Genomic DNA, 19749 nt, shown 5'->3' with positions numbered 1-19749 from the left:
TTTTATTATGGTCGCAAATTTGTTGCCAGCAGGGGGAAGTGTGTGGATTTTGTCAACAATAAGAGGGAATTGTACGAGTTATGCAATTTCAGGTTTGATGTGTGTCGGGGGTGGGAGGCGGATTTTGTTGGCATTGCAATTTAAGGTTTGTTGTGAGTCGGGGGATGTTGTTGGTAATAGGGGGGGATTATACGAGTTATGCAATTTATTATCTTTGGTGTATGGAATTAACTTCGTTTGAATCTACATATCAGGCGGCGTCGAAAGTTGCCGGCACTATAGCTACCCATTTTTTACACCATTTAAATCTGGCCAGCGAAAACGGGGAGGAGGATTTGGCGCATGCGCCTGAGGCGGGCGTGATTGAAAAAATGATTGACGTGGCTTTCTGGGCCAGTCTCCGCAGGGAAGAAGGGGCACCGATCCGTATCTCTCTTGCTTTTTTGCCACCCTCGCAGGCGGGCAGGCCTTTGTTGTTTGACCAACCGATGCCATTGGATCCGAGAGTGCTGACAAAGTTGGCTCCCGGTGTGGAAAGAGCTGGCATTCATATTGGGGTGTGGTACGAAGGTGAAGAGTTGTATATATGGGGAACTACTATGAAACTCCCCAATTATTGTTTTGTACTGGATGTCTCGGAACCGGGGTTGCTGGTGGTGAAACACCGCCGGATAATCGGGATGGGCAAGTTTGCCAATGTGGCGATGCTAAAAGGTGACCAGGTAAAAATTGTAGATGAAAACTGCGCACGGAGAGTTGATACGCCTGCTATACTCACTTCACTTTTGGGCCAGGATTCTTCTGGTGTATGGAATGACCCTATTAATGTATTAATCCAGATTGCGGTGTCTATGCGTGCACATCACCGGGGAGGGATATTATTGATGGTGCCAGCTGAGCATGATAACTGGAAGAATTCGATCATCCATCCATTACAATACCCGGTGGCGCCTCCTTTTTCTGGTGTAGCGGATCTGTTAAGACAAAATTGTGGAAAGGTAACAGAGTTATACTGGCAAAATGCGTTGCGGAGAGAGGTTGAGAATATCTCCGGACTCACCGCTGTAGATGGTGCGACGGTGATCAATGACAAGCTTGAGCTGCTGACTTTTGGGTCTAAGATAGCGCGTGCCATTGATGGCACTACAGTGGACCAGGTGTTGTATATAGAGCCGGTGACGGATGGGACGCCTAAGTTAATGCACCCTTCGAATATTGGAGGAACGAGGCATTTTTCAGCGGCACAGTTTATTCATGATCAAAGGGATGCGCTGGCACTGGTGGCTTCGCAGGATGGGTACTTTACGGTATTTTCATGGTCACCGGTGGATCAGATTGTGCAGGCGCATAGAATAGATATATTATTGTTGTAATTGTGGATGCAGAACAGATGCATAGTATAGATCTCCGGTTGATCCTATAGAAATCTTATTTGTGAAATAATGAATGGAATAACGTTTATACCCGAATTTATTAATCATTCAGGGGAGCTGTATCAGTTCCTGCATGATCACGCTGACTGGGATACAAGTATGGTGGCCCGCAAAACCGTTAGTTATGGAAAGGCTTATAATTATTCTCAGATGAGTTATCCTGAACGGGATTTTATGCCGGAATTGTCTGTATTGAATGAAAGTATTACGCAGGCACTGGGTTTTACCCCGAATAATTGTTTAATTAATTACTACCTGGATGGAAAATCTAAAATGGGATACCATTCGGATCAGACAGATATTCTTTGTGACAATACCGGCATTGCGATATTATCAGTAGGAGAGACGCGTACATTGCGCTTTCGGAATATTAATGATAAAACCCTGATAGAAGATTACGACCTGCCTGCAGGGTCTTTAATTTATATGACACAAGCTGTACAGGAAGAATGGCAGCATGCAATACCATCTACGGATACACTGAATGGGAGAATGAGTCTGACATTCAGGCAAATCAGGTAGGGGTAGGTCTGTAGGAGTACGTACTACTCTTGTCATTTCTTATAAGTCACGTAAGGTTATCGCTGTTTAACCTGATCTTTTCTATCATATCACGTCAGATAATCCCCTGCCGGTACTTCGGTATTTATCACTTCCCCATTCATCTCTCTCAATGAATACCTCTTGAAAAAGAGAAAGCTGGCCTGAAAAGACCAGCCAGCTCATCCCTCTTATAATCCGGGAATAATAGATTCAGACGACAGAGGGCCCGGAATTATGGTTGCGATGCAACCACACTATTGCTATTAGTTATTGGCCATACACCCGGACTTGGTACGCTCACACCCTTGTTCTTTCCTCTTGTCATAGCATCTGCACCAAAGTAGTACAGCGGCCATCCTTTGTAAGTTAACTGTACATGTCCGTAAATATGTATGGTGTCAAAATCAGTCTTCGTCAGCAGTGAAGGCGCGAATTTAAAAGCATCCGACTCATACACCGGCCAGGTAGAATTATTAGACCAATCGGCCTTTGTAAATGTGTTTGTGTTAAACTTATCCGGCGAGAATGCATACAGTGTTCTGCCATAAGCATCAGTAATATATTGGGTGATTGCATCACCTGCTACATACGCGCTGGTATAGTTTACACCATCATTACCTACCAGCTGGGCATTTACCAGCATCACGGTGTAATCAGGTTTTGCCACATACCAGATGTTACCAACTTTCTCACCCAGCGTTAGCTTTGGCAAAGTATCTTTTACGTAATAATACAATGGCCATCCTTTGTAAGTAGTTTGTTTTAAGCCATCACGTCTTACGATTGTAGCGAAATCCGACGCATGCAGACTTGTATCAGTCAGGCCCAGATTGGCATTGTAAAAAACCGGCCATGCAGCCAGGCAGCCACCTGTGCAGGTAGAGGTATCGCCCGCGTCTTTTGTATAAAAATACAGGGTTCTGCCAGCACTGTCTGTCAGCACTTTTCCTAAAGTCGCATCTGCAGACACCTGTACTTTTGCAACAGGTGTTTCAGGAGGAGTAGTTGTGTTCTTGTCATCCTTACTACAAGATGTGAGGAATGCACACGATATTGCTGTTACAGCAATCAGGATAGATGTTTTAGATTTCATCTTTTTACGGTTAAATGATTAAATATGGATGTGCACTCCGAAAATGTAATACGGTAATTGAATTCAAAAGGTTGCCTTGGTTGAAGAAAATATTTTATTTCTCATAGAAATAATACCTTCAATGCCGCTCGCAGGTGATTCCTACCTCGCAAAACCGCATTTACCGAAAGCGATTTTTTCGCTTGTAAAAAAAAATGTGTACACTTGCTTCAGAATTCTAAACTATGCAACCAGTTCGCGAAGTCATTATCATAGGTGGTGGACTGGCAGGCCTTACCTCCGCTATTCATCTGTCAAAAGCAGGGTTGCATGTAACTGTCATCGAGAAGCATTCCTACCCCAGGCACAAAGTATGTGGCGAGTACATCTCAAACGAAGTATTACCCTATTTACAATGGCTGGATGCCGACCCTGCTGAACTGTCGCCTGCCCTGATTGAAAGGGTATGTATTTCCACAGTTTCCGGCAAAAAAGTGGAGACGCGTCTTCCGCTTGGAGGCTTTGGTATCAGCCGCTACGCATTGGATGCTTTTCTTATGGAAAAGGCCGTGAACAATGGTGTCAACCTTCTACAGGATACCGTCACTAATATTTCTTTTGCAAATGAACAGTTTGCAATCGAAACGGTAGCAAACGGTACATTGTTTGCCGCACATGTAATCGGTGCTTATGGCAAACGGGCCGCCCTCGACCAGCAGCTGAACAGGGCTTTCATTTCCCGGAAATCTCCCTGGTTGGCAGTCAAAGCGCATTATCAGGGTTCTTTTCCCGATGGACTGGTGGCATTGCATAATTTCAGAGGGGGGTATTGTGGGGTATCAAAAGTTGAAGATAACATTATCAATATCTGCTACCTGGCAAGTTATGAGACCTTCAAAAATTATAAGAATATCGATGACCACCGCCGGGAAGTACTATACGAAAATCCTTATTTAAAAGAGATCTTTTCCAACAGTGAACCGCTCTTTGACCGGCCATTGACGATCAGTCAGATCTCTTTTTCAGAAAAGGAAAAAGTTGATCAGCATATATTGATGACGGGTGATACCGCTGGTTTAATTCATCCGCTTTGTGGTAATGGTATGGCGATGGCGATTAGTAGTGCCCAGCTGGCGGCCCAGCAAATTTTACAGGGGCAGCCAAGGGCGATATTGGAAAAAGAATATACGCGGCAATGGAACCTGCAGTTCGCAAAACGTATGAAAGCCGGCAGCTTGCTTTCATCTATATTCACTCACCCATGGCTTTCCGGGATGAGTATGGGAACAGTGGTCGCAATGCCTGCATTATTGCCATTCATCATCAGGCAAACGCATGGCAGGCCGTTAACAGTGTAGTATAAAAAATTAATGATCAATACCAGTCAAAGAACATCCGCACCTGAGATTATGGACGACTTCCAGATGGAAGGAGACAGCCTGCGACAAACACTTGATGAGATAGCAGGGATCAACCAGTTACTGGGAGGTAACCGTATTACAGTTCAGGGAGTAAATCAATTACTGCAATCCATTCCTATAAGCAATACCGTTAGTATAGCAGATGTAGGTTGTGGAAATGGAGATATGCTGCGTAAACTGGCAGATTGGGCGCGCAAAAAAGGCCGCACCGTACAGCTGAGGGGCATCGATGCAAACCGTTTTACCATCGAACATGCCATTACATTGTCCGCAGATTATCCTGAAATTAGTTATCATTGTACTGATATCTTTTCTGAAGAATTTACTTACAGTGAATATGATATTGTATTGTGCACATTGACCTTGCATCATTTTAGCGAGGCAGCAATAAAAAACTTAATGCAACTGTTTCAGCGCAATGCAAGGATTGGGATAGTGATCAATGACCTGCATCGTAGTAAAGTAGCTTATTACCTGTTTTGCCTGTTTAGTTTTGTGTGGGGACTGGGACCGATGGCAAAGGAAGATGGGCGCATTTCTATACTGCGTGGTTTTAAAAGAAAGGAGCTGATCGCGCTGGCAACATCGTTAAATATCGTTCAATATACCCTCAGGTGGAAATGGGCTTACCGCTACCAGTGGATAATATCAAAATTATGAGTGTAAAAATTCAGTCGGTAGCAAAGGCTTTGCCACCATATACCCGTACTACAGAAGAAATTATGCCTTTCCTGGATATTTGGTTGTCCGGACAGGAGGAGCGTTTTGCCAGAAAGGTGAAGAAGATCTTTGAGAATGCGGCGGTGGAGAGACGGTATTCTATTATGGGACCGGAAGATGTGTTTACCAAAACCAGTTTTGAGGAGAAGAATGATCTGTATGTCAGGGAAGTGATCAAACTGGGAAAGGAATGTCTGGAAGGGGCGCTGGCTAAGGCGGGTTTATCGCCTCAGTCATTGGATTACATAATTACAGTGAGTTGTACGGGTATCATGATTCCTTCGCTGGATGCTTACCTGATCAATGCGTTGCAATTAAAACAGGATATTGTACGACTTCCTGTTACGGAAATGGGGTGTGCAGCAGGGATCTCCGGAATGATTTACGCCAAGAAATTTTTGCAGGCAAATCCGGGTAAGCGGGCGGCTGTTATTGCGGTAGAGTCGCCTACGGCTACTTTTCAGCTGGACGATTTTTCAATGCCGAATATTGTGAGTGCGGCGATCTTTGGAGATGGGGCGGCTTGTGTAATATTGTCTTCTCATCCTGATGATGAAGGGCCGGAGATATTGGGGGAGGAGATGTATCATTTTTATGAGGCGGAGCACCTGATGGGATTTAGGCTGACGAATACGGGGTTGCAGATGGTGTTGGATGTGGAGGTGCCAAACCAGATAGCAGCGCATTTTCCAGCAATCATACATCCTTTTTTGGCGAGGAATGGATTTACGATAGATGAGATCCAGCATTTTATATTTCATCCAGGGGGTAAGAAGATTATCCAGACGGTGGAAGAGTTGTTTAAGGATCTGGGGAAGAATATAGATGATACGAAGGAGGTGTTAAGGGCGTATGGGAATATGTCGAGTGCGACGGTGTTATATGTGTTGGAAAAGTTTATGGACAGGAAGGTGCCGGAAGGGGAAAGAGGGTTGATGTTGAGTTTTGGACCTGGGTTTTCAGCGCAGCGGATTTTGTTGCAATGGTAAGGCTATTGGTAAAAATCATTATTTTAGCAATAAAGGAAGTATTTCAGTACTAGCATAATGGCAAACGAATTCAGCGATCATCATTATTGGACGATCATCCTTGGTGGTAGTTCAGGCCTTGGACTTGCAGCTGCTCAAAAACTCGCTGCTCATGGTATGAATCTTTGTATTATTCATCGTGATCCCGGGGTAGAGATGGAAAAGGTGAATGCAGGGTTTGAGGGGATAAGAGAGATGGGGGTGCAGGTGATTACTTTCAATGCAGATGTAACCCGCGCGGATAAGCGTATGCAGATATTGGAGCGATTGGAGACTAGTATGGGAGGAGAGGGGAAAGTAAGATGTTTGGTGCATAGTATTGCGAGAGGGACGCTGAAGGCGATGGTGACAGAGAGTATGAGTGGCAGTGATCATCTCAACGATATGGTCCTTGATAATAGCACTGCATCCAGCATTGACAGTGATAAGATCAAAGCCATGCCTCCAGCCAGCGGAGCAACTCTTACGACAGATGATTTTCGCATAACCCTCGATAGTATGGCTTACAGCCTCTATGATTGGGTAAAAGATGTGTCTCTCAGGAACCTGTTTGCCACTGACGCCCGTGTACTATCCTTCACCAGTGAAGGCGGCCACCGCGCATGGAAGCATTACGCTGCCGTATCTGCCGCCAAAGCGGCCCTGGAAGCCATCAGCCGGAATATTGCCCTGGAATTCGCGCCCCTTGGCATTCGTGCTAATTGTATCCAGGCAGGTACTACCAATACCCGTTCACTCCAACTTATACCCGGTAGTGATCAATTGATCGCCTGGAGCGAAGCCCGTAGTCCTTTCCAGCGGCTCACGACCCCCGAAGATGTAGCAAATGTTGTTTATCTTTTATGCAAAGATGAAGCTGCCTGGATCAATGGCGCTATCATTCCAGTGGACGGAGGCGCACATATCTGTTAGATCATGACTACACACGACATACTTCATTTCCTGCCTTATTCTCCGCCTTTCCTGTTTGTGGATGGGTTGGATTATATTGATTGTGATAAGGTGGTTGGGCACTTTACGTACCATGCAGACATGGATTTTTATAAAGGACACTTTAAAGGATTTCCGGTTACCCCAGGGGTGGTACTTACGGAAACGATGGCGCAGATTGGCCTGGTATGCCTTGGTATTTATATCAAGGGTGGTGTTCCTGAAGGCTCCGGCATGGCGTTTGGGTTGACGGCTACCGAAATTGAGTTTATGCATCCTGTGTTTCCGGGTGAGAAGGTAACGGTGACTTCTGAGAAACAGTATTTTCGGTTTGGGAAATTGAAGTGTAAGGTGAGTATGCGGAATGAGGCAGGGAGGGAAGTGTGTGCAGGGGTGATTTCAGGAATGGTGATTGCAAAGCCGCTGGCATAGATGGTGATTGCAAATCGCTGAATAACAACAATCAAACAAACCATGAGCAATAAAGTTGTCATCACGGGTTTAGGCGTAGCCGCTCCAAACGGAGTCGGCATACCTGCTTTTACAGAAGCCCTTAAAACCGGCACCTCTGGCATCCGCCATGATCCTCAACTGGCTGAATTACAATTTTCCTGTCAGATAGCCGGTAAGCCGCAAGTATCTGAAGAATTGCAATTACAATACCTCGACCCGCTTGAGCTTCGGAATTTTAATAGCAACGGTATTTTATATGGCCTGATCGCCGGCATCGACGCATGGAAAGATGCAGGCCTCCAACCAACCGTAGGTACCGACCCTGATTGGGACAGCGGCATCATCTTTGGCGCCGGCTCCTCCGGGCTGGATAAACTAAGAGAAGCCATCTATAAGGTAGATGCCCTACAGGTAAGAAGACTCGGCAGCACCGTTGTACCACAAACCATGGCCAGCGGCATCAGCGCCTGGCTGGGGGGTAAACTGGGACTCGGTAACCAGGTCACGACAAATTCCTCTGCCTGTACCACCGGTGCTGAATCTGTGATTATGGCATTTGAACGTATCAAAAACGGGCAGGCAAAAAGAATGATCGCAGGTAGTACCAGCGGTGCCGGCCCTTATATATGGGGCGGATTTGATGCACTGAAAGTATGTACCTATAAACATAATGATACACCTACCCAGGGTTCCCGCCCTATGAGCGCTTCTGCTAACGGGTTTGTACCAGGCAGTGGGGCAGGGGCGTTATTGTTAGAATCTCTGGATAGCGCACTGGAAAGAGGTGCGACCATCTATGCTGAAATATTAGGAGGTCATGTTAATTCCGGCGGACAAAGAGGCGATGGTACCATGACAGCTCCTAACAGCGTAGCCGTGCAGCGTTGCATTACCCAGGCCATGGTCCAGGCAGGGATTACAGGTAGGGATATAGACGCTATTAATGGTCACCTGACCGCCACCAGCAAGGACTCGCTGGAGATCGAAAATTGGAGTAAGGCACTGGGGCGAGCTGGAAAAGAGTTTCCTTATATCAATGCCCTGAAAGGTATGATAGGACATTGTCTGAGTGGGTCCGGGAGTATAGAACTGGTCGCTGCTGTGTTGCAACTGAAAGAAGGCTTCCTGTTCCCGAATATCAATTGTGAAGACCTGCATCCTGAAATCAGTGCTATTATTGATGAAGCATGCGTTCCCCGTGAGTTAATAAATGTAAATTTAAATATCATCGCCAAAGCAAGTTTTGGATTTGGTGATGTTAATGCATGTGTAATCTTGAAAAAATATATAAATGGATAAAGAAACCTTAATTGCCGAGCTGAAAGCTATTGTAAAGCCTTATGCAAAAGATGAAGAAGCACTGGCGAATATTAATGAGAATACAGATTTTATTAATGATCTGAAGATTAATTCTGCCAACCTGGTGGATGTGATATTGGATGTGGAGGAGAAGTATAATATTGTGATTGACAATGAATCTATGGAGAAAATGGTGAATGTAAAATCCGCCATAGAAATCATAGAAGCAAAGGTGGCATGATCGGTAACGATATCATAGACCTGCGCACTGCCGCTGTGGAGAGTAATTGGCGAAGACCCAATTACCTCTCCAAAATTTTTACCCCCGAAGAGCAATCTTTAATCAGGGATGACAAAACAGTCTGGTGGTTATGGAGTGCCAAAGAAGCGGTGTACAAAATTATAAACAGGGTTACTTTACAACGCCGCTACGCGCCATTGTCTATTACCTTTTTCTCCGAAAATATATTTAAGTATGAAGGGGAAAAGTTTTTTATAAAAAGTGAAATTACTGACGAATTCATCCACACCATTGCTGTCACAAATCCTGAATTATTTCCACAATTAGAGGTGTGTAAAGATCGGACAATTAAATACTATAAAGATGAGAATGGTATGCCCATGATAGATCATCAACCTGTGTCAATCAGCCATCATGGGCGATATTGGGCGATGGTAAAACAAAAAAACATGTAAGCTATCTTACCTGTCTAACTGCATGATGGGCCATCTCTTCACACGCTGCAGCACACTTCCTACATGCTTCCGCACACTCCCTGCAATGCTGCATGCCCATATCCGCATGTCGCTGGCACTCTTCCGCACAAGCATGACATACCTCTGCACATAAATTGCAAACCTGCTCGCTAAACTGTCCATTCAAACTCATCACCTCTGCCGCCATACGGCATATAGCTGCGCACTCTAAATCTAAGCGGATACAGCGGCGCAAATCTGTTACATTCGCCTCATTCAAACAGGATGAAGCGCAATAATCACATGTGTTGGCACATTCCATACATGCATTGATGCATTCCTGGTATTGTTGTTCATTCATCATGGTGGTAATATTTTTAATAAAGGAGCACAATAACAATGCCCGGAACAAATGTCGGCTTCGTTGACATTTGTTCCGGGCTGGAAAAGAATGATCGTATTGCGGATTCATCCGATCATTCCCTATTATCTACTCGCTCACTTTTCTATTCGGTCCTTTATCTATTAGCTCCCTGCCGCTCCAACATCCACCCCGGATACTCCGCCGCCAACTTACTCACCTCATCCAATTGCGTCAACTCCTCCTCACTTAGCACCACATCCACCGCCGCTATATTATCGGCCAACTGATCCGGACGCTTCGCCCCGATAATCACCGTCGTCACTACCTTCTGATGCAGCAACCACGCCAATGCCAACCTCGCCACCGAAACCTGCTTATTATCCGCTATTTCATGCACTCCAATTGCCCGATAGCAGTCCATATGCCTTTGTCCTTGCCGCCAAAGGTCATCGTACCTAAACAAAGCTCTGATACCTTAAGGCCGGTATTGCCAAGTAAATTGTATTTCATATCCTAATTTAAAAGAAAAACCCTCTGCGAAATGCAAAGGGTTTTTACTATTTAAAAAGATATCAAACCTTAGTAAGTCTGCTCCACTCTTCCTACTCTTCCATCTTCTCCAATCCCTTCTACCACCACTCTAAAATGCGAAGAAGGAATATCGTTATTGTAGAACGTCAATGTCGCTGTATGCGTAATAGAGTCTACTATTACATTCGGATTCCAGTACAGCGTGAGTCGCTTATCAGGCAGACTGTAAATCTCTTTACGCTGGCTGTAATCAGGAGCATAGAACTCTTTCACAATGCTATAACCTGCTTTCCTGTACAGTTCAAATCCTTTCACACCATCTGCACCCTGATTATCACCACCTTTTTTGGTGTAAATCGCAATCGCACCATTGGAGCCGCCACCGACACCGCCCATAAACGGAGGTCTGAATACTTTTACCAGTGCAATATCATTGATATTGATCGTCGCCAGCATACTCTTATCTGTCGGCATTTCATTCAGGTAAAGGGTAGGCGTACCACCTCTCCACGTCATACTCGGATTGTTATAATCCCCTGTGATCTGTAATCCCGCTACTCTTGACTGTAAATATTGGAATACGTTCAGTGCAGTCGGTGTTTCTTTTGTCAGGTCAAAGCTATATCCATTGTCAGACGTGAACATACCTGATACATAGCGACTCTCTGTGGTCTGTGCCTGTGTTACCTTACGCTCTGTTACATTAAATTCTTTCAGCAATATAGAACGGCTGGCGATTGACTTGGCGATACGACCATTCTCATACGCCGAATTCAGGTAAGCGCTCAGCATACTGGCATCCATTACCACCGGGTTCTTCGCAGCATACGGGGTCTTCACCGGCACACTGTTGTCAAAGAAGTGGTTATTGAATTTCACAATCACATTGCTATATCGTTTCATTTTATCATTACCCTGGTAGAAGATGTTCACTGTATCCATGAACTGTAAACCATCCAGCACAAAGTCTCCTTTATTATCTGTTGGTGCAGATGCAAAAGAGGTGGTGCTATCCAGCGGGTTCTTGATAATGAAATCTACCTTTCCATTCGCCATTACAATGCTACCATTATTGGCATACGCACTACCTTTCAGACGGATACCCTGCTCATAAGGATAGCGGATATTCGGCATGGTATCGTTCAGGATCTTGTTCCATACGAACCTTCTCCATCCATTGGTCAGCATCACCAGGTCCAGTGCATGCAGGGTAGTGGCGGAAGTATCTTTGAAATACCAGGAAGGATTATAAATATGTCCTTTCAGGTCAGATGTAAGCAAAATGTTGGAGACGATGTTGTTCTCGTCAATTGCCGGGTGAACCTTATCGGCATCTGTGATAGAAACGGAGAGGCTGGTGGCCATTCTCTCAGGTACCAGCAGTTCGATGGTGCTCTTTTCTCTTTCTTCCTTACCGATGTTAGCATTTTGCAGGCTCAGGTCCAGCTGATCGTTCCTGCGAACAAATACCAGTCTTTCAGACAATGGTACTCCCTGACTGTTGAAGAGAGTGATCTGCAGGATGCCACTAGGCAGCTGATTGGTAGGGATAAAACCGCTGATACGGCCTTCAGATACTTTCAGCATGGCGCGGTATACCATCTGGTGCTGCATTTGTGCAAAGACCATGAGGTCATCGTAGGCAGTATCCAGTGTATTGGCAAGGGTAGTCTGGTAAAAAATGCGCGCCCCCCTGTTGAACACTTTCAGCATGGCGCCTTTGCCACTGGCTGCAGGCAGGGTAAATTCCTTGCTGCTGCCGTCTGCACTCTGCATCTGTGCTTTGTAGGTTAGGCCCTTGGCGGGTTCCAGTTCAAAACTACCCATTCCATCGTGTTCGGATTTGATCTGGGCCACTACTTTACCTTTACTATCCACGATCTTACCATCTACCTCTGCAGGATAACCATCCGCCTTGAGGGCTTTGAAAGCTACGGTGCTGCTTACACCGTTCATGAGGCTACCACCTTCGGGGAAGAACTGAACGGAGAAGTCGTTGCTTACGATAGTAGTACTATCCAGTTTTTGCAAAGCATTACGCTTGCGGCTATCGTAGATGGCAATATTTTTATAAAACAGGTAATCTGTGTCATAGTTGAGCATCCAGGCGGTGTAGGCACGGAGCTGGTAGTTACCTGCAGGAAGAGTGTCCGGAAGCACAAAATTGCCGGATGCACCAGCGCCACCCACAGGCAGCAGTTTTTTCATTGCGATACTTCCTTTCTTATCCAGTAATTCCACGTACAGGTTGGTAGCGGTCAGGGAAGGCTGGTTCTGCAACATCACATATGCTTTGAACCAAATGGTTTCTCCTGTAGCATAATAATCTCTATCTACATGCAGATAGACTTTCTCCTGTGGATTACGTTTGGCAAATTCTTCCAGCGCTTTCATTACCTTTTCAGGCAGCCCATCTATCGGCAGACTGGCGAAAATCGAGCAAATTCCAATCACACAGGCTGGGATGATCCATTTTAACCGGGTGTACTTTCTATTCGTTAAAGAGGCCATGCGGAACTTATTTATTACACTGCAATATCAATAATATGCGATAAATATACTAAGATGATGTTTTTAAATGGGCGAATAATTACAGGATTGGTTTTTATTAGTAAAATAAATAATTTATATAATGAATAAAATTAATCTCTTTTAGCCTGCTTCAGGCCATCTCCTCACGAGAAAAAAAAGCATTCACCCGAAGGCAAATGCTTTTTTTAAGGGTATTTAAATTTTCCTTAGCGGGTGCTTAAATTTTTGCGGGTTTCTGATTTCCCCGGGTGTTTAATATACCCGGGAGTTTAAATTTCCCCGCGGGGTTAATTTTCCGCCTGTTTTTAAATTGTATATTTCTTTCTCAGCTGTTTCAACTCCTTCTCGCCAATTCCCATTTCCTGTTTAAAAAATCCCTCTACACTACCATATTTCTCGTTAATAGCCCCAAACATCGCCCTGATATATTCAGGTTTCAGTTCCATCGCATTTCGTACCTGCGCCTCATTCAATCCCGTTCCCATGGTGAGTCCTTGGAACATTTTCCCCATCATGGGTTCCAGGTATACATTGCTCGCAGTATAATCTGCTTCTATGGTAGCCTGATCTACGCCCAGTATATATAAAAAGAGAGCGGTGGCCATCCCGGTTCTATCCCTGCCGCCGGTACAATGGTACAGCATGGCTTCGCCATCGGGCAGGGTGAGCAACTGCTGGAACAATGGTTTGTAACGTTCCCCCAGTGGGGTGACATTACTATAGAACTTCAGCATGAAATCACCTTTTTTGATCGCTTCGATCATGCCTTTGGCATCGGGCAAACTGTCGCTGCCGGCGGGGCTGAGGGTATATTTTGTATCAGGAAGTAAATGATCCGGTGCTGCAGCAGATTCCTTTACACCACGAAAATCTACGACTGTATGGATGTGTCTTCCGGATAAAACTTTTAAATCCTGTTCTGTTAACCTGCTTACATCTGCAGAGCGGTATACTTTGCCCCAGGCAACGGTTTTGCCATATTTTGTTTTGTACCCGCCGGCATCCCGGAAGTTCACAGTTCCCTGCATGCGCACCACACGTTTAGAACTATCAGCCAATTGGGCAAAAGCGAGGTAAGGCACCAGCATAGCGCCTGCCAAAAATAATTTCTTCATGATGTCAGTTTGATTATTTGATTATATCCCAGCGAATACCAGCCTGGCCTTTTATTCCATACCACTCGTCAGAGTAGATGCGGCGCTTATCGCCCATATATTGCCGGATAGGAGAGTCAGTCAAATTATTTAATTCCACAAATACACGCAGCCCTTTTCTCAAAGTCACAGTAGCAGAAGCATCCACCGTAAAGTTCTGATCTGTCCAGATGTAAAAATTCTTACCATTGGTCTGATCCAGTGTCTCTACCGATGCACCGCGGTAATTGCCTGCCAGTCTTACCATCACGCCTTTCCGCTCGTAAAAGAGGATCGCATTGAACAGGTTTTTCGCCTGGTTAGGCAGGGGAGAATTGTCCACGACTTTGCCTGTGGTGGTTAGTCGTGGAATGTCTACTTTAGAATCGATGTAAGTATAATTTATTTCCACACCCAGTCCGCTAAAGAACCCTGGCAGGAAATCAAAACGCTTGTTGATACCCGCTTCAAAACCCAGCAGGCGTGCATTGTCCGCATTTTTAGATTGTGTGATCACATAATCCTCCGTACTGGTTTTATCAGAAAAGATCACATCAGAGATCTGCTTGTAAAATACCCCTCCTGATATCAGACCGATGTTATTGAAATAGTATTCACCCATCAGGTCATAGTTGTTGGAGAAAGTTGGTTTCAATGCAGGATTACCTGCGGTAATAGTTACCGGAGAGGCAGAGTTATCGATAGACTGACCTGGTGTAAGCGCCGTAAAATCCGCACGGATAAAAGTTCTTGTAAATGCCGCTCTTACATTTGCATGGTCATTCAGTGCATATTTTAAATGCACCATGGGCAATAAAGCGTTGTAATGGTTGCTTACATTCGTAGCAGAAATTGTCGTAGCGCCGGTGGTCGCATCTTTCTCAGCCTTTGAGCCATGCAGGTCCAGGGCAGTATATTCATTACGTACACCTGCTACAATCTTCAGTTTGTCAGTTGCAGAGATCTCTGCCATTACATAACCCGCGGTTACATCTTCCGTACCATTAAAGATATTGGTGGCATTGCTGGCAGAAGTATAATTGATAAACCCGTTCTTACGCAGACTGGATGTATCCAGCAACTGGTACAACTGCTCTTTCGTAATCGGATCCACCATATACTGGTCATAGTTGCCATTCATTTTGTTAAAGAAGCCGCCAGCTTTCGGGAAAGATATTCTATCCAGCCCACTCAATGTGAGCAGGGCCGGAGATCCTGAAATGCCCAGTGCCGCACCCGGAAGGTACACGGCTGTCGAACCAAAATTAGTATCATGCGTCTTGTGACGGAATTTACCGCCAAACTTTAAATTTACTTTGGATGATACATTGTATTTGAAGTTCGCCTGCGCCGTCTTGTCTACTTCCTTCGTATCCAGCTGTGAAATCACCAGTTGTTGCAGGGTGAGTTTGCTGGCATTCATTACTTCTGTGCCATCAGTTACGCCTGATTGAAAATGCATGGGGTCACCACCAATACCATCCGGAGAATCAAAGCCCCAATATCTTTTACCATCCGAAGAAAGGTTATTAAATCCACTTGTGATCTTCTGGCGGAAAGTAGCAATCGGCAGGCCTTTGGTCGCATTGGTAGGAGGGGTTTCCAAAAAGAATTTGCAGGTATAGTCGCTCACGCTCCAATCCAGTTTCAACTTTGGAGATAACTGGTGTTCACCGCCAAACTCGCCCCCATTCAGCGCTGTCTGATAATAAGAATAACGGTAGTTATATTGATAACGGCTATTGTTATAATCTACATAAGACTCATATACAGGACGGATATCATTGAATTTGTCTAATAACCCGCGGAAGAAGATTCGGTTGTTCGAATTAAATTTATATTCCAGTCCTACATTTCCACCGTAGGTCTGGCGGCGACCCATGTATCGCTTAAATAAAACAGTGCTGATAGCGTTTTTCTGTGAAGCAGTTGCAAGGCTGGTATTGTAAGTTACATTGTAGGAATCAGTTCCCCATTGTCTATCCCATATAGCGCCGGCTACAATTACACCGAGTTTACCATGGAAGAAACGATCACCATACACGGCAGAGCCATTGTAGGTACCATTCTGAGAGAAAGTATTGTAACCACCGGCGGCGCTCATGTTGAAGATCCGTTTATCAGGAGCGGTACGGGTAATGAAGTTGATGCTGCCCCCGATGGCATCGCCTTCCATATCCGGGGTGATGGCTTTGGCCACCTGCACATACTGGATCATTTCAGAAGGTACCACATCCAGTACGGTATTGCGGGTACCGGTAGCGCTGGAACTTGGTAAACGGGTCCCGTTTAATAAGGTGCTGGTCCAGGAGAAAGGCGTACCTCGTACGGTGGCCTGATCTGCTTCGCCATGATAACGGGATACGGCCACGCCCTGTATGCGTTGTACAGCTTCGGCAGCGTTACGATCAGGGAGTTTGCCGATGGCATCAGCGGCAATCACGTCCATGATAGCGAGGGCGTTCTTTTTGATGCTGAGGGCCTTCATTTGGGAAGGTGCCATGGTTCCCTTTACCAGTACCTCCCCAAGATTACCGCCTGCAGGGTTCAGGGCGATACTACCAAGGTCAGTGATCCCGGATTTGACATCCAATTCAATTTCACGGGTAGTATGCCCTATATAGGATATTAAAATTTTCACCTTACCGGTGGTATGTGTATTTAGTGTAAAGTTGCCATTCAGGTCGGAGGCAGTTCCCTGCTTTGTACCGGGTGCCTGTATGGAGGCGCCGGGGAGTTGGCCGTCCTTTCCTGTGACGGTGCCTTTGAGTGTTTGTGCATGAGAAAGGGCTGCCGGGAGAAGCATACCCGAAAAAATCAGTAGCCTGCACTGCTTGAAAAGGAAATGCATAAATCGGTAATTTTCCTCAAAGGTCTATGCTGGAAATTTCTCCCTCGACCGGCTCGAACTAATAGTACTGCGGGTCGTGTTTTTTAGTCTAAACGAACGTACAAATATTGAAATTCAAATGGTTAAGTTGGGTTAAGGAATTGTTACCAGTTGTATAACAGTTAGCTGATCAAAGTGAGCCCCCTGCCGGAGCAGGCATTTTTAATAGCAGGTGAAAGTTTGTTTTCGCTGGATGTAAGCATGCAATTAACATGACGGTAACATTGGATTTTTACATTTGTCCGGCATGATCTACGTTATCGCTATAGGCACTTTTCAGGCAATTACAGCCTCGTTGTTACTGCTCACGAATAAGTTGAGGAGTAAGGCGGATGGGCTATTGATACTGTTGTTGTTTTGTATTGCGGCGCATCTGGCGACGAAGTTTTATATTTTCAACTTTGTGAATGATGGGCATGTGCGGTACCAGATGAATACGTTTATCGGGTTTTGCTATGCGCCGTTGTTATATTTATATGCGATGAAGGTGAAGAATGAGGCGTTTATTCCGGCTACGAGGTGGTATGTGTTTTTGCCGTTTATATTGGGGGCTGTGGGGTACCTGACGGTGATTTGTGTATTGTCTTTTAGTCAGGAGGCGGGGTATGCTGCGTTGAATATATATAATAATGCGACCACGTGGACGACGGTAACGTTTTCAGCGTATTGTACTTTGCTGGCTTATAATATTGCGCGGAAGCATCTGCAAAACAGGCCGCAGGAGCGGAGGTTGATAGAGTGGGTGGCGTACCTTTTTTGGGCTATCTATCTGGTAGCCTTGGTGTTTTTATTTAAAAGGGCGCAGCCGGGTGATATGATCCTTTGCAGGGCGCTGGTGTATACTTGTTTGTTGATTGTTTCGGTTATTATTATAAGGTATAAGTATGCAGGGTTGCAAACGCAGATTCAGATTCCTGCAATAAAAATGGAAGGAGAACCGGTAGGCTCCGTTGAATCAGTCAATTTCCTGGCACTAACTGAACCAATTACTTCTTTGACCTCCGTTGTTCCCATTCCCCGCAAAACCTCTCTTTCTGCCGCCGATCACCAGGAGATCCTATCCAAACTAGACCAGTACCTCCGACAAACCCGCCTGTACACCGACGCCGATCTCAACCTCGACAAACTCGCTGCCAGCGTAGGCATCAGCAAATACCACATCTCCGAAGCACTCAATGCCTTTGCCGAAAAATCCTTCTATCAGTTTATAAATGAATGGCGCATCAGCCATGCTATTGAGAAACTACAGTTCATGACCAGCCGAAACCTCCCTGTTAATGTGCTGACCATCGCCTTCGACTGTGGCTTCAAAGCCAAATCCAGCTTCAACCAGTACTTTAAAAAGATTACCGGGCAAACTCCCACTGAATATATGCGAAATCTGGCCGGGGTGGTTTAAATTTGCCCCATGTTTGAAGCACTTGACCAGTTTGTCTCGAAATATATAAAACTCACTTCTGAGGAAACGGAAATCTTTCATTCCCTTTTAACATTCAAAAAGGTAAAGAAAAAACAATTCCTGCTTAGAGAAGGGGAGATCTGTCAGTTTGAAGCATTCATCCTGAAAGGATGTATCCGTACCTATTATGTAGATAAAAGCGGTACAGAGACGATATTGAACTTTGCTGTAGAAGGGTGGTGGGTCAGTGACCTCAGCTCTTTTTCGGAACAACAACCTTCCACACAGAATATAGAAACGCTGGAAGATAGTGAGCTGCTCATCATTAATTATGAAAATAAGAAGATCCTTTTTGATGTGATCCCTGCCTTCGAAAAGGTGTTTCGTATGTTGGTACAGCGCTCACTGGGCGTAATGCAACAACGATTTTATGCAACGCTTACCCAGACGGCTGAAGAGCGCTATCTGGCTTTTATTGACAAGTACCCTCAAATCGTACAGCGGGTACCTCAACACCAGATAGCGCGATATATTGGTGTATCACCAGAGTTTCTCAGTAAGGTAAGGAGCACGATGTTTAAAAAGCCATAAAGAGTTTGTGTATAGCTTGTACCTTACTTAATACCAGAAGATACCTATACAAGTGGCTCCCGGGCTTATTTAAATACCAATGCATTCGCGGTTTCCACCTCATCCTGGCTCACGGTGTGGCCCATACCCGGATATACTTTTACAGTTATATCCGCGCCCATTGTTTTCATGATCGTTTCACTTTCACGAACCCTTGTCACCGGTACATGCATATCCGGATCGCTGCTGCCGATGAACACAGGTGTGCCGGCAAAGTCTCCCTTATAATTAGACATCTCTAAAGAAGCGCCAATCAAACCCCCGGTGAACGCCACTACGCCACCATACTGCTGTGCATGACGGGTTACGTATTCCAACGTAAGACAGGCCCCTTGTGAAAAGCCCAGGAAGTAGATGTTGGATGCCGGAATGCCTGCGGCAATCACATCGGCTACAATAGATTCCAATATACTAATAGCACTGCTCAATCCCGGTTCATTCTGCGCTACCGGCGCCATAAATGAATAAGGATACCAGGTATGCCCACTTGCCTGTGGGGCAAGCAATGCATAATCACCTACATTCAGATAAGTAGCCAGAGAAATGATGTCCTGTGCACCCGCCCCACGTCCATGTATCATGATCAGGGCCTTCTTTGCCTGTGAGAGCGGCACTCCTGCCGTCACTATATTTTTCTGATGTGTCATTATTGTCTCCTTTTTTGCTGAAAAAGGT

Annotated in this window: 19 protein-coding genes; 12 read left to right on the top strand and 7 right to left on the bottom strand. The window is 45.3% G+C overall.

Annotation, left to right across the window (positions count from 1 at the left end):
- Window positions 1–221: 221 nt before the first annotated feature.
- Window positions 222–1373, top strand: a complete 1152-nt coding sequence (locus SIO70_RS24775; RefSeq protein ID WP_320575294.1) for a putative sensor domain DACNV-containing protein — start codon at window positions 222–224, stop codon at window positions 1371–1373.
- 69 nt (window positions 1374–1442) lie between these two features.
- Window positions 1443–1955, top strand: a complete 513-nt coding sequence (locus SIO70_RS24770) for an alpha-ketoglutarate-dependent dioxygenase AlkB (protein WP_320575292.1) — start codon at window positions 1443–1445, stop codon at window positions 1953–1955.
- A 253-nt stretch (window positions 1956–2208) separates the two neighbouring features.
- Here SIO70_RS24770 and SIO70_RS24765 read toward each other — a convergent pair whose 3' ends face one another.
- Window positions 2209–3069 (bottom strand): hypothetical protein, encoded by an 861-nt coding sequence (locus SIO70_RS24765; RefSeq protein ID WP_320575291.1) that lies wholly within the window; start codon window positions 3067–3069, stop codon window positions 2209–2211.
- A gap of 224 nt (window positions 3070–3293) precedes the next feature.
- Here SIO70_RS24765 and SIO70_RS24760 point away from each other — a divergent pair, with 224 nt between their 5' ends.
- Genes SIO70_RS24760 through SIO70_RS24725 form a run of 8 tightly spaced genes read left to right on the top strand, consistent with a single transcriptional unit; the run spans window position 3294 to window position 9595 of the window.
- Window positions 3294–4406, top strand: coding sequence for an NAD(P)/FAD-dependent oxidoreductase (locus SIO70_RS24760; protein WP_320575289.1), 1113 nt, complete (start codon window positions 3294–3296; stop codon window positions 4404–4406).
- 12 nt (window positions 4407–4418) lie between these two features.
- A complete protein-coding gene (locus SIO70_RS24755; RefSeq protein ID WP_320575287.1) occupies window positions 4419–5129 on the top strand; it encodes a methyltransferase domain-containing protein in 711 nt (236 codons plus the stop codon).
- Window positions 5126–6178 (top strand): type III polyketide synthase, encoded by a 1053-nt coding sequence (locus SIO70_RS24750; protein ID WP_320575285.1) that lies wholly within the window; start codon window positions 5126–5128, stop codon window positions 6176–6178. Before SIO70_RS24755 ends, SIO70_RS24750 begins: the two co-directional genes overlap by 4 nt.
- 57 nt (window positions 6179–6235) lie before the next feature.
- Window positions 6236–7129, top strand: coding sequence for an SDR family oxidoreductase (locus SIO70_RS24745; RefSeq protein ID WP_320575284.1), 894 nt, complete (start codon window positions 6236–6238; stop codon window positions 7127–7129).
- A gap of 3 nt (window positions 7130–7132) precedes the next feature.
- Window positions 7133–7579: a FabA/FabZ family ACP-dehydratase gene (locus tag SIO70_RS24740; protein ID WP_320575282.1), complete on the top strand. Its 447-nt coding sequence runs from the start codon at window positions 7133–7135 to the stop codon at window positions 7577–7579.
- 42 nt (window positions 7580–7621) lie between these two features.
- Window positions 7622–8899, top strand: coding sequence for a beta-ketoacyl-[acyl-carrier-protein] synthase family protein (locus tag SIO70_RS24735; RefSeq protein ID WP_320575280.1), 1278 nt, complete (start codon window positions 7622–7624; stop codon window positions 8897–8899).
- On the top strand, window positions 8892–9140 hold the full coding sequence (locus tag SIO70_RS24730) for a phosphopantetheine-binding protein (protein WP_320575278.1): 249 nt from the start codon (window positions 8892–8894) through the stop codon (window positions 9138–9140). Before SIO70_RS24735 ends, SIO70_RS24730 begins: the two co-directional genes overlap by 8 nt.
- Window positions 9137–9595: a 4'-phosphopantetheinyl transferase superfamily protein gene (locus tag SIO70_RS24725; RefSeq protein ID WP_320575276.1), complete on the top strand. Its 459-nt coding sequence runs from the start codon at window positions 9137–9139 to the stop codon at window positions 9593–9595. Before SIO70_RS24730 ends, SIO70_RS24725 begins: the two co-directional genes overlap by 4 nt.
- A gap of 1 nt (window position 9596) precedes the next feature.
- Here the strand turns inward: SIO70_RS24725 and SIO70_RS24720 are convergent, their stop codons facing one another.
- The 5 genes from SIO70_RS24720 to SIO70_RS24700 form a co-directional block, all read right to left on the bottom strand.
- The gene (locus SIO70_RS24720; protein WP_320575274.1) at window positions 9597–9959 is read right to left on the bottom strand and encodes a four-helix bundle copper-binding protein; all 363 of its coding nucleotides are present in this window, start codon (window positions 9957–9959) and stop codon (window positions 9597–9599) included.
- Window positions 9960–10113: 154 nt separating this feature from the next.
- Window positions 10114–10380: an aldo/keto reductase gene (locus SIO70_RS24715; protein ID WP_320575272.1), complete on the bottom strand. Its 267-nt coding sequence runs from the start codon at window positions 10378–10380 to the stop codon at window positions 10114–10116.
- 158 nt (window positions 10381–10538) lie between these two features.
- Window positions 10539–13001, bottom strand: a complete 2463-nt coding sequence (locus SIO70_RS24710) for a hypothetical protein (protein WP_320575270.1) — start codon at window positions 12999–13001, stop codon at window positions 10539–10541.
- Between the two features lie 326 nt (window positions 13002–13327).
- Window positions 13328–14137 (bottom strand): tyrosine-protein phosphatase, encoded by an 810-nt coding sequence (locus SIO70_RS24705; RefSeq protein WP_320575268.1) that lies wholly within the window; start codon window positions 14135–14137, stop codon window positions 13328–13330.
- Between the two features lie 13 nt (window positions 14138–14150).
- The gene (locus tag SIO70_RS24700) at window positions 14151–17006 is read right to left on the bottom strand and encodes a TonB-dependent receptor (protein WP_320575266.1); all 2856 of its coding nucleotides are present in this window, start codon (window positions 17004–17006) and stop codon (window positions 14151–14153) included.
- A gap of 286 nt (window positions 17007–17292) precedes the next feature.
- On the opposite strand from SIO70_RS24700, the gene SIO70_RS24695 reads away from it, so the two are divergent.
- Window positions 17293–18444 (top strand): helix-turn-helix domain-containing protein, encoded by a 1152-nt coding sequence (locus SIO70_RS24695; protein ID WP_320575264.1) that lies wholly within the window; start codon window positions 17293–17295, stop codon window positions 18442–18444.
- A 9-nt stretch (window positions 18445–18453) separates the two neighbouring features.
- The gene (locus SIO70_RS24690) at window positions 18454–19035 is read left to right on the top strand and encodes a Crp/Fnr family transcriptional regulator (protein WP_320575262.1); all 582 of its coding nucleotides are present in this window, start codon (window positions 18454–18456) and stop codon (window positions 19033–19035) included.
- Between the two features lie 65 nt (window positions 19036–19100).
- On the opposite strand, the gene SIO70_RS24685 is transcribed toward SIO70_RS24690, so the two are convergent.
- On the bottom strand, window positions 19101–19721 hold the full coding sequence (locus SIO70_RS24685; protein WP_320575260.1) for an alpha/beta hydrolase: 621 nt from the start codon (window positions 19719–19721) through the stop codon (window positions 19101–19103).
- Window positions 19722–19749: the final 28 nt, after the last annotated feature.

The sequence above is a fragment of the Chitinophaga sancti genome, assembly GCF_034087045.1.
In the GTDB taxonomy this organism is placed as follows: domain Bacteria; phylum Bacteroidota; class Bacteroidia; order Chitinophagales; family Chitinophagaceae; genus Chitinophaga; species Chitinophaga sancti_B.
The sequence above is the reverse complement of the archived record's forward strand: the minus strand, read 5'-3'. Positions and strand labels throughout refer to the sequence as shown.

Bases quoted from the DNA above. Each gene is read 5' to 3' on its own strand.
- SIO70_RS24685 (WP_320575260.1), bottom strand. From the start codon at position 19,721: ATGACACATCAGAAAAATATAGTGACGGCAGGAGTGCCGCTCTCACAG.
- SIO70_RS24750 (WP_320575285.1), top strand. From the start codon at position 5,126: ATGAGTGTAAAAATTCAGTCGGTAGCAAAGGCTTTGCCACCATATACC.
- SIO70_RS24705 (WP_320575268.1), bottom strand. From the start codon at position 14,137: ATGAAGAAATTATTTTTGGCAGGCGCTATGCTGGTGCCTTACCTCGCT.
- SIO70_RS24690 (WP_320575262.1), top strand. From the start codon at position 18,454: ATGTTTGAAGCACTTGACCAGTTTGTCTCGAAATATATAAAACTCACT.
- SIO70_RS24765 (WP_320575291.1), bottom strand. From the start codon at position 3,069: ATGAAATCTAAAACATCTATCCTGATTGCTGTAACAGCAATATCGTGT.
- SIO70_RS24745 (WP_320575284.1), top strand. From the start codon at position 6,236: ATGGCAAACGAATTCAGCGATCATCATTATTGGACGATCATCCTTGGT.
- SIO70_RS24735 (WP_320575280.1), top strand. From the start codon at position 7,622: ATGAGCAATAAAGTTGTCATCACGGGTTTAGGCGTAGCCGCTCCAAAC.
- SIO70_RS24720 (WP_320575274.1), bottom strand. From the start codon at position 9,959: ATGATGAATGAACAACAATACCAGGAATGCATCAATGCATGTATGGAA.
- SIO70_RS24760 (WP_320575289.1), top strand. From the start codon at position 3,294: ATGCAACCAGTTCGCGAAGTCATTATCATAGGTGGTGGACTGGCAGGC.
- SIO70_RS24770 (WP_320575292.1), top strand. From the start codon at position 1,443: ATGAATGGAATAACGTTTATACCCGAATTTATTAATCATTCAGGGGAG.
- SIO70_RS24730 (WP_320575278.1), top strand. From the start codon at position 8,892: ATGGATAAAGAAACCTTAATTGCCGAGCTGAAAGCTATTGTAAAGCCT.
- SIO70_RS24775 (WP_320575294.1), top strand. From the start codon at position 222: ATGGAATTAACTTCGTTTGAATCTACATATCAGGCGGCGTCGAAAGTT.
- SIO70_RS24740 (WP_320575282.1), top strand. From the start codon at position 7,133: ATGACTACACACGACATACTTCATTTCCTGCCTTATTCTCCGCCTTTC.
- SIO70_RS24725 (WP_320575276.1), top strand. From the start codon at position 9,137: ATGATCGGTAACGATATCATAGACCTGCGCACTGCCGCTGTGGAGAGT.
- SIO70_RS24700 (WP_320575266.1), bottom strand. From the start codon at position 17,006: ATGCATTTCCTTTTCAAGCAGTGCAGGCTACTGATTTTTTCGGGTATG.
- SIO70_RS24695 (WP_320575264.1), top strand. From the start codon at position 17,293: ATGATCTACGTTATCGCTATAGGCACTTTTCAGGCAATTACAGCCTCG.
- SIO70_RS24715 (WP_320575272.1), bottom strand. From the start codon at position 10,380: ATGGACTGCTATCGGGCAATTGGAGTGCATGAAATAGCGGATAATAAG.
- SIO70_RS24755 (WP_320575287.1), top strand. From the start codon at position 4,419: ATGATCAATACCAGTCAAAGAACATCCGCACCTGAGATTATGGACGAC.
- SIO70_RS24710 (WP_320575270.1), bottom strand. From the start codon at position 13,001: ATGGCCTCTTTAACGAATAGAAAGTACACCCGGTTAAAATGGATCATC.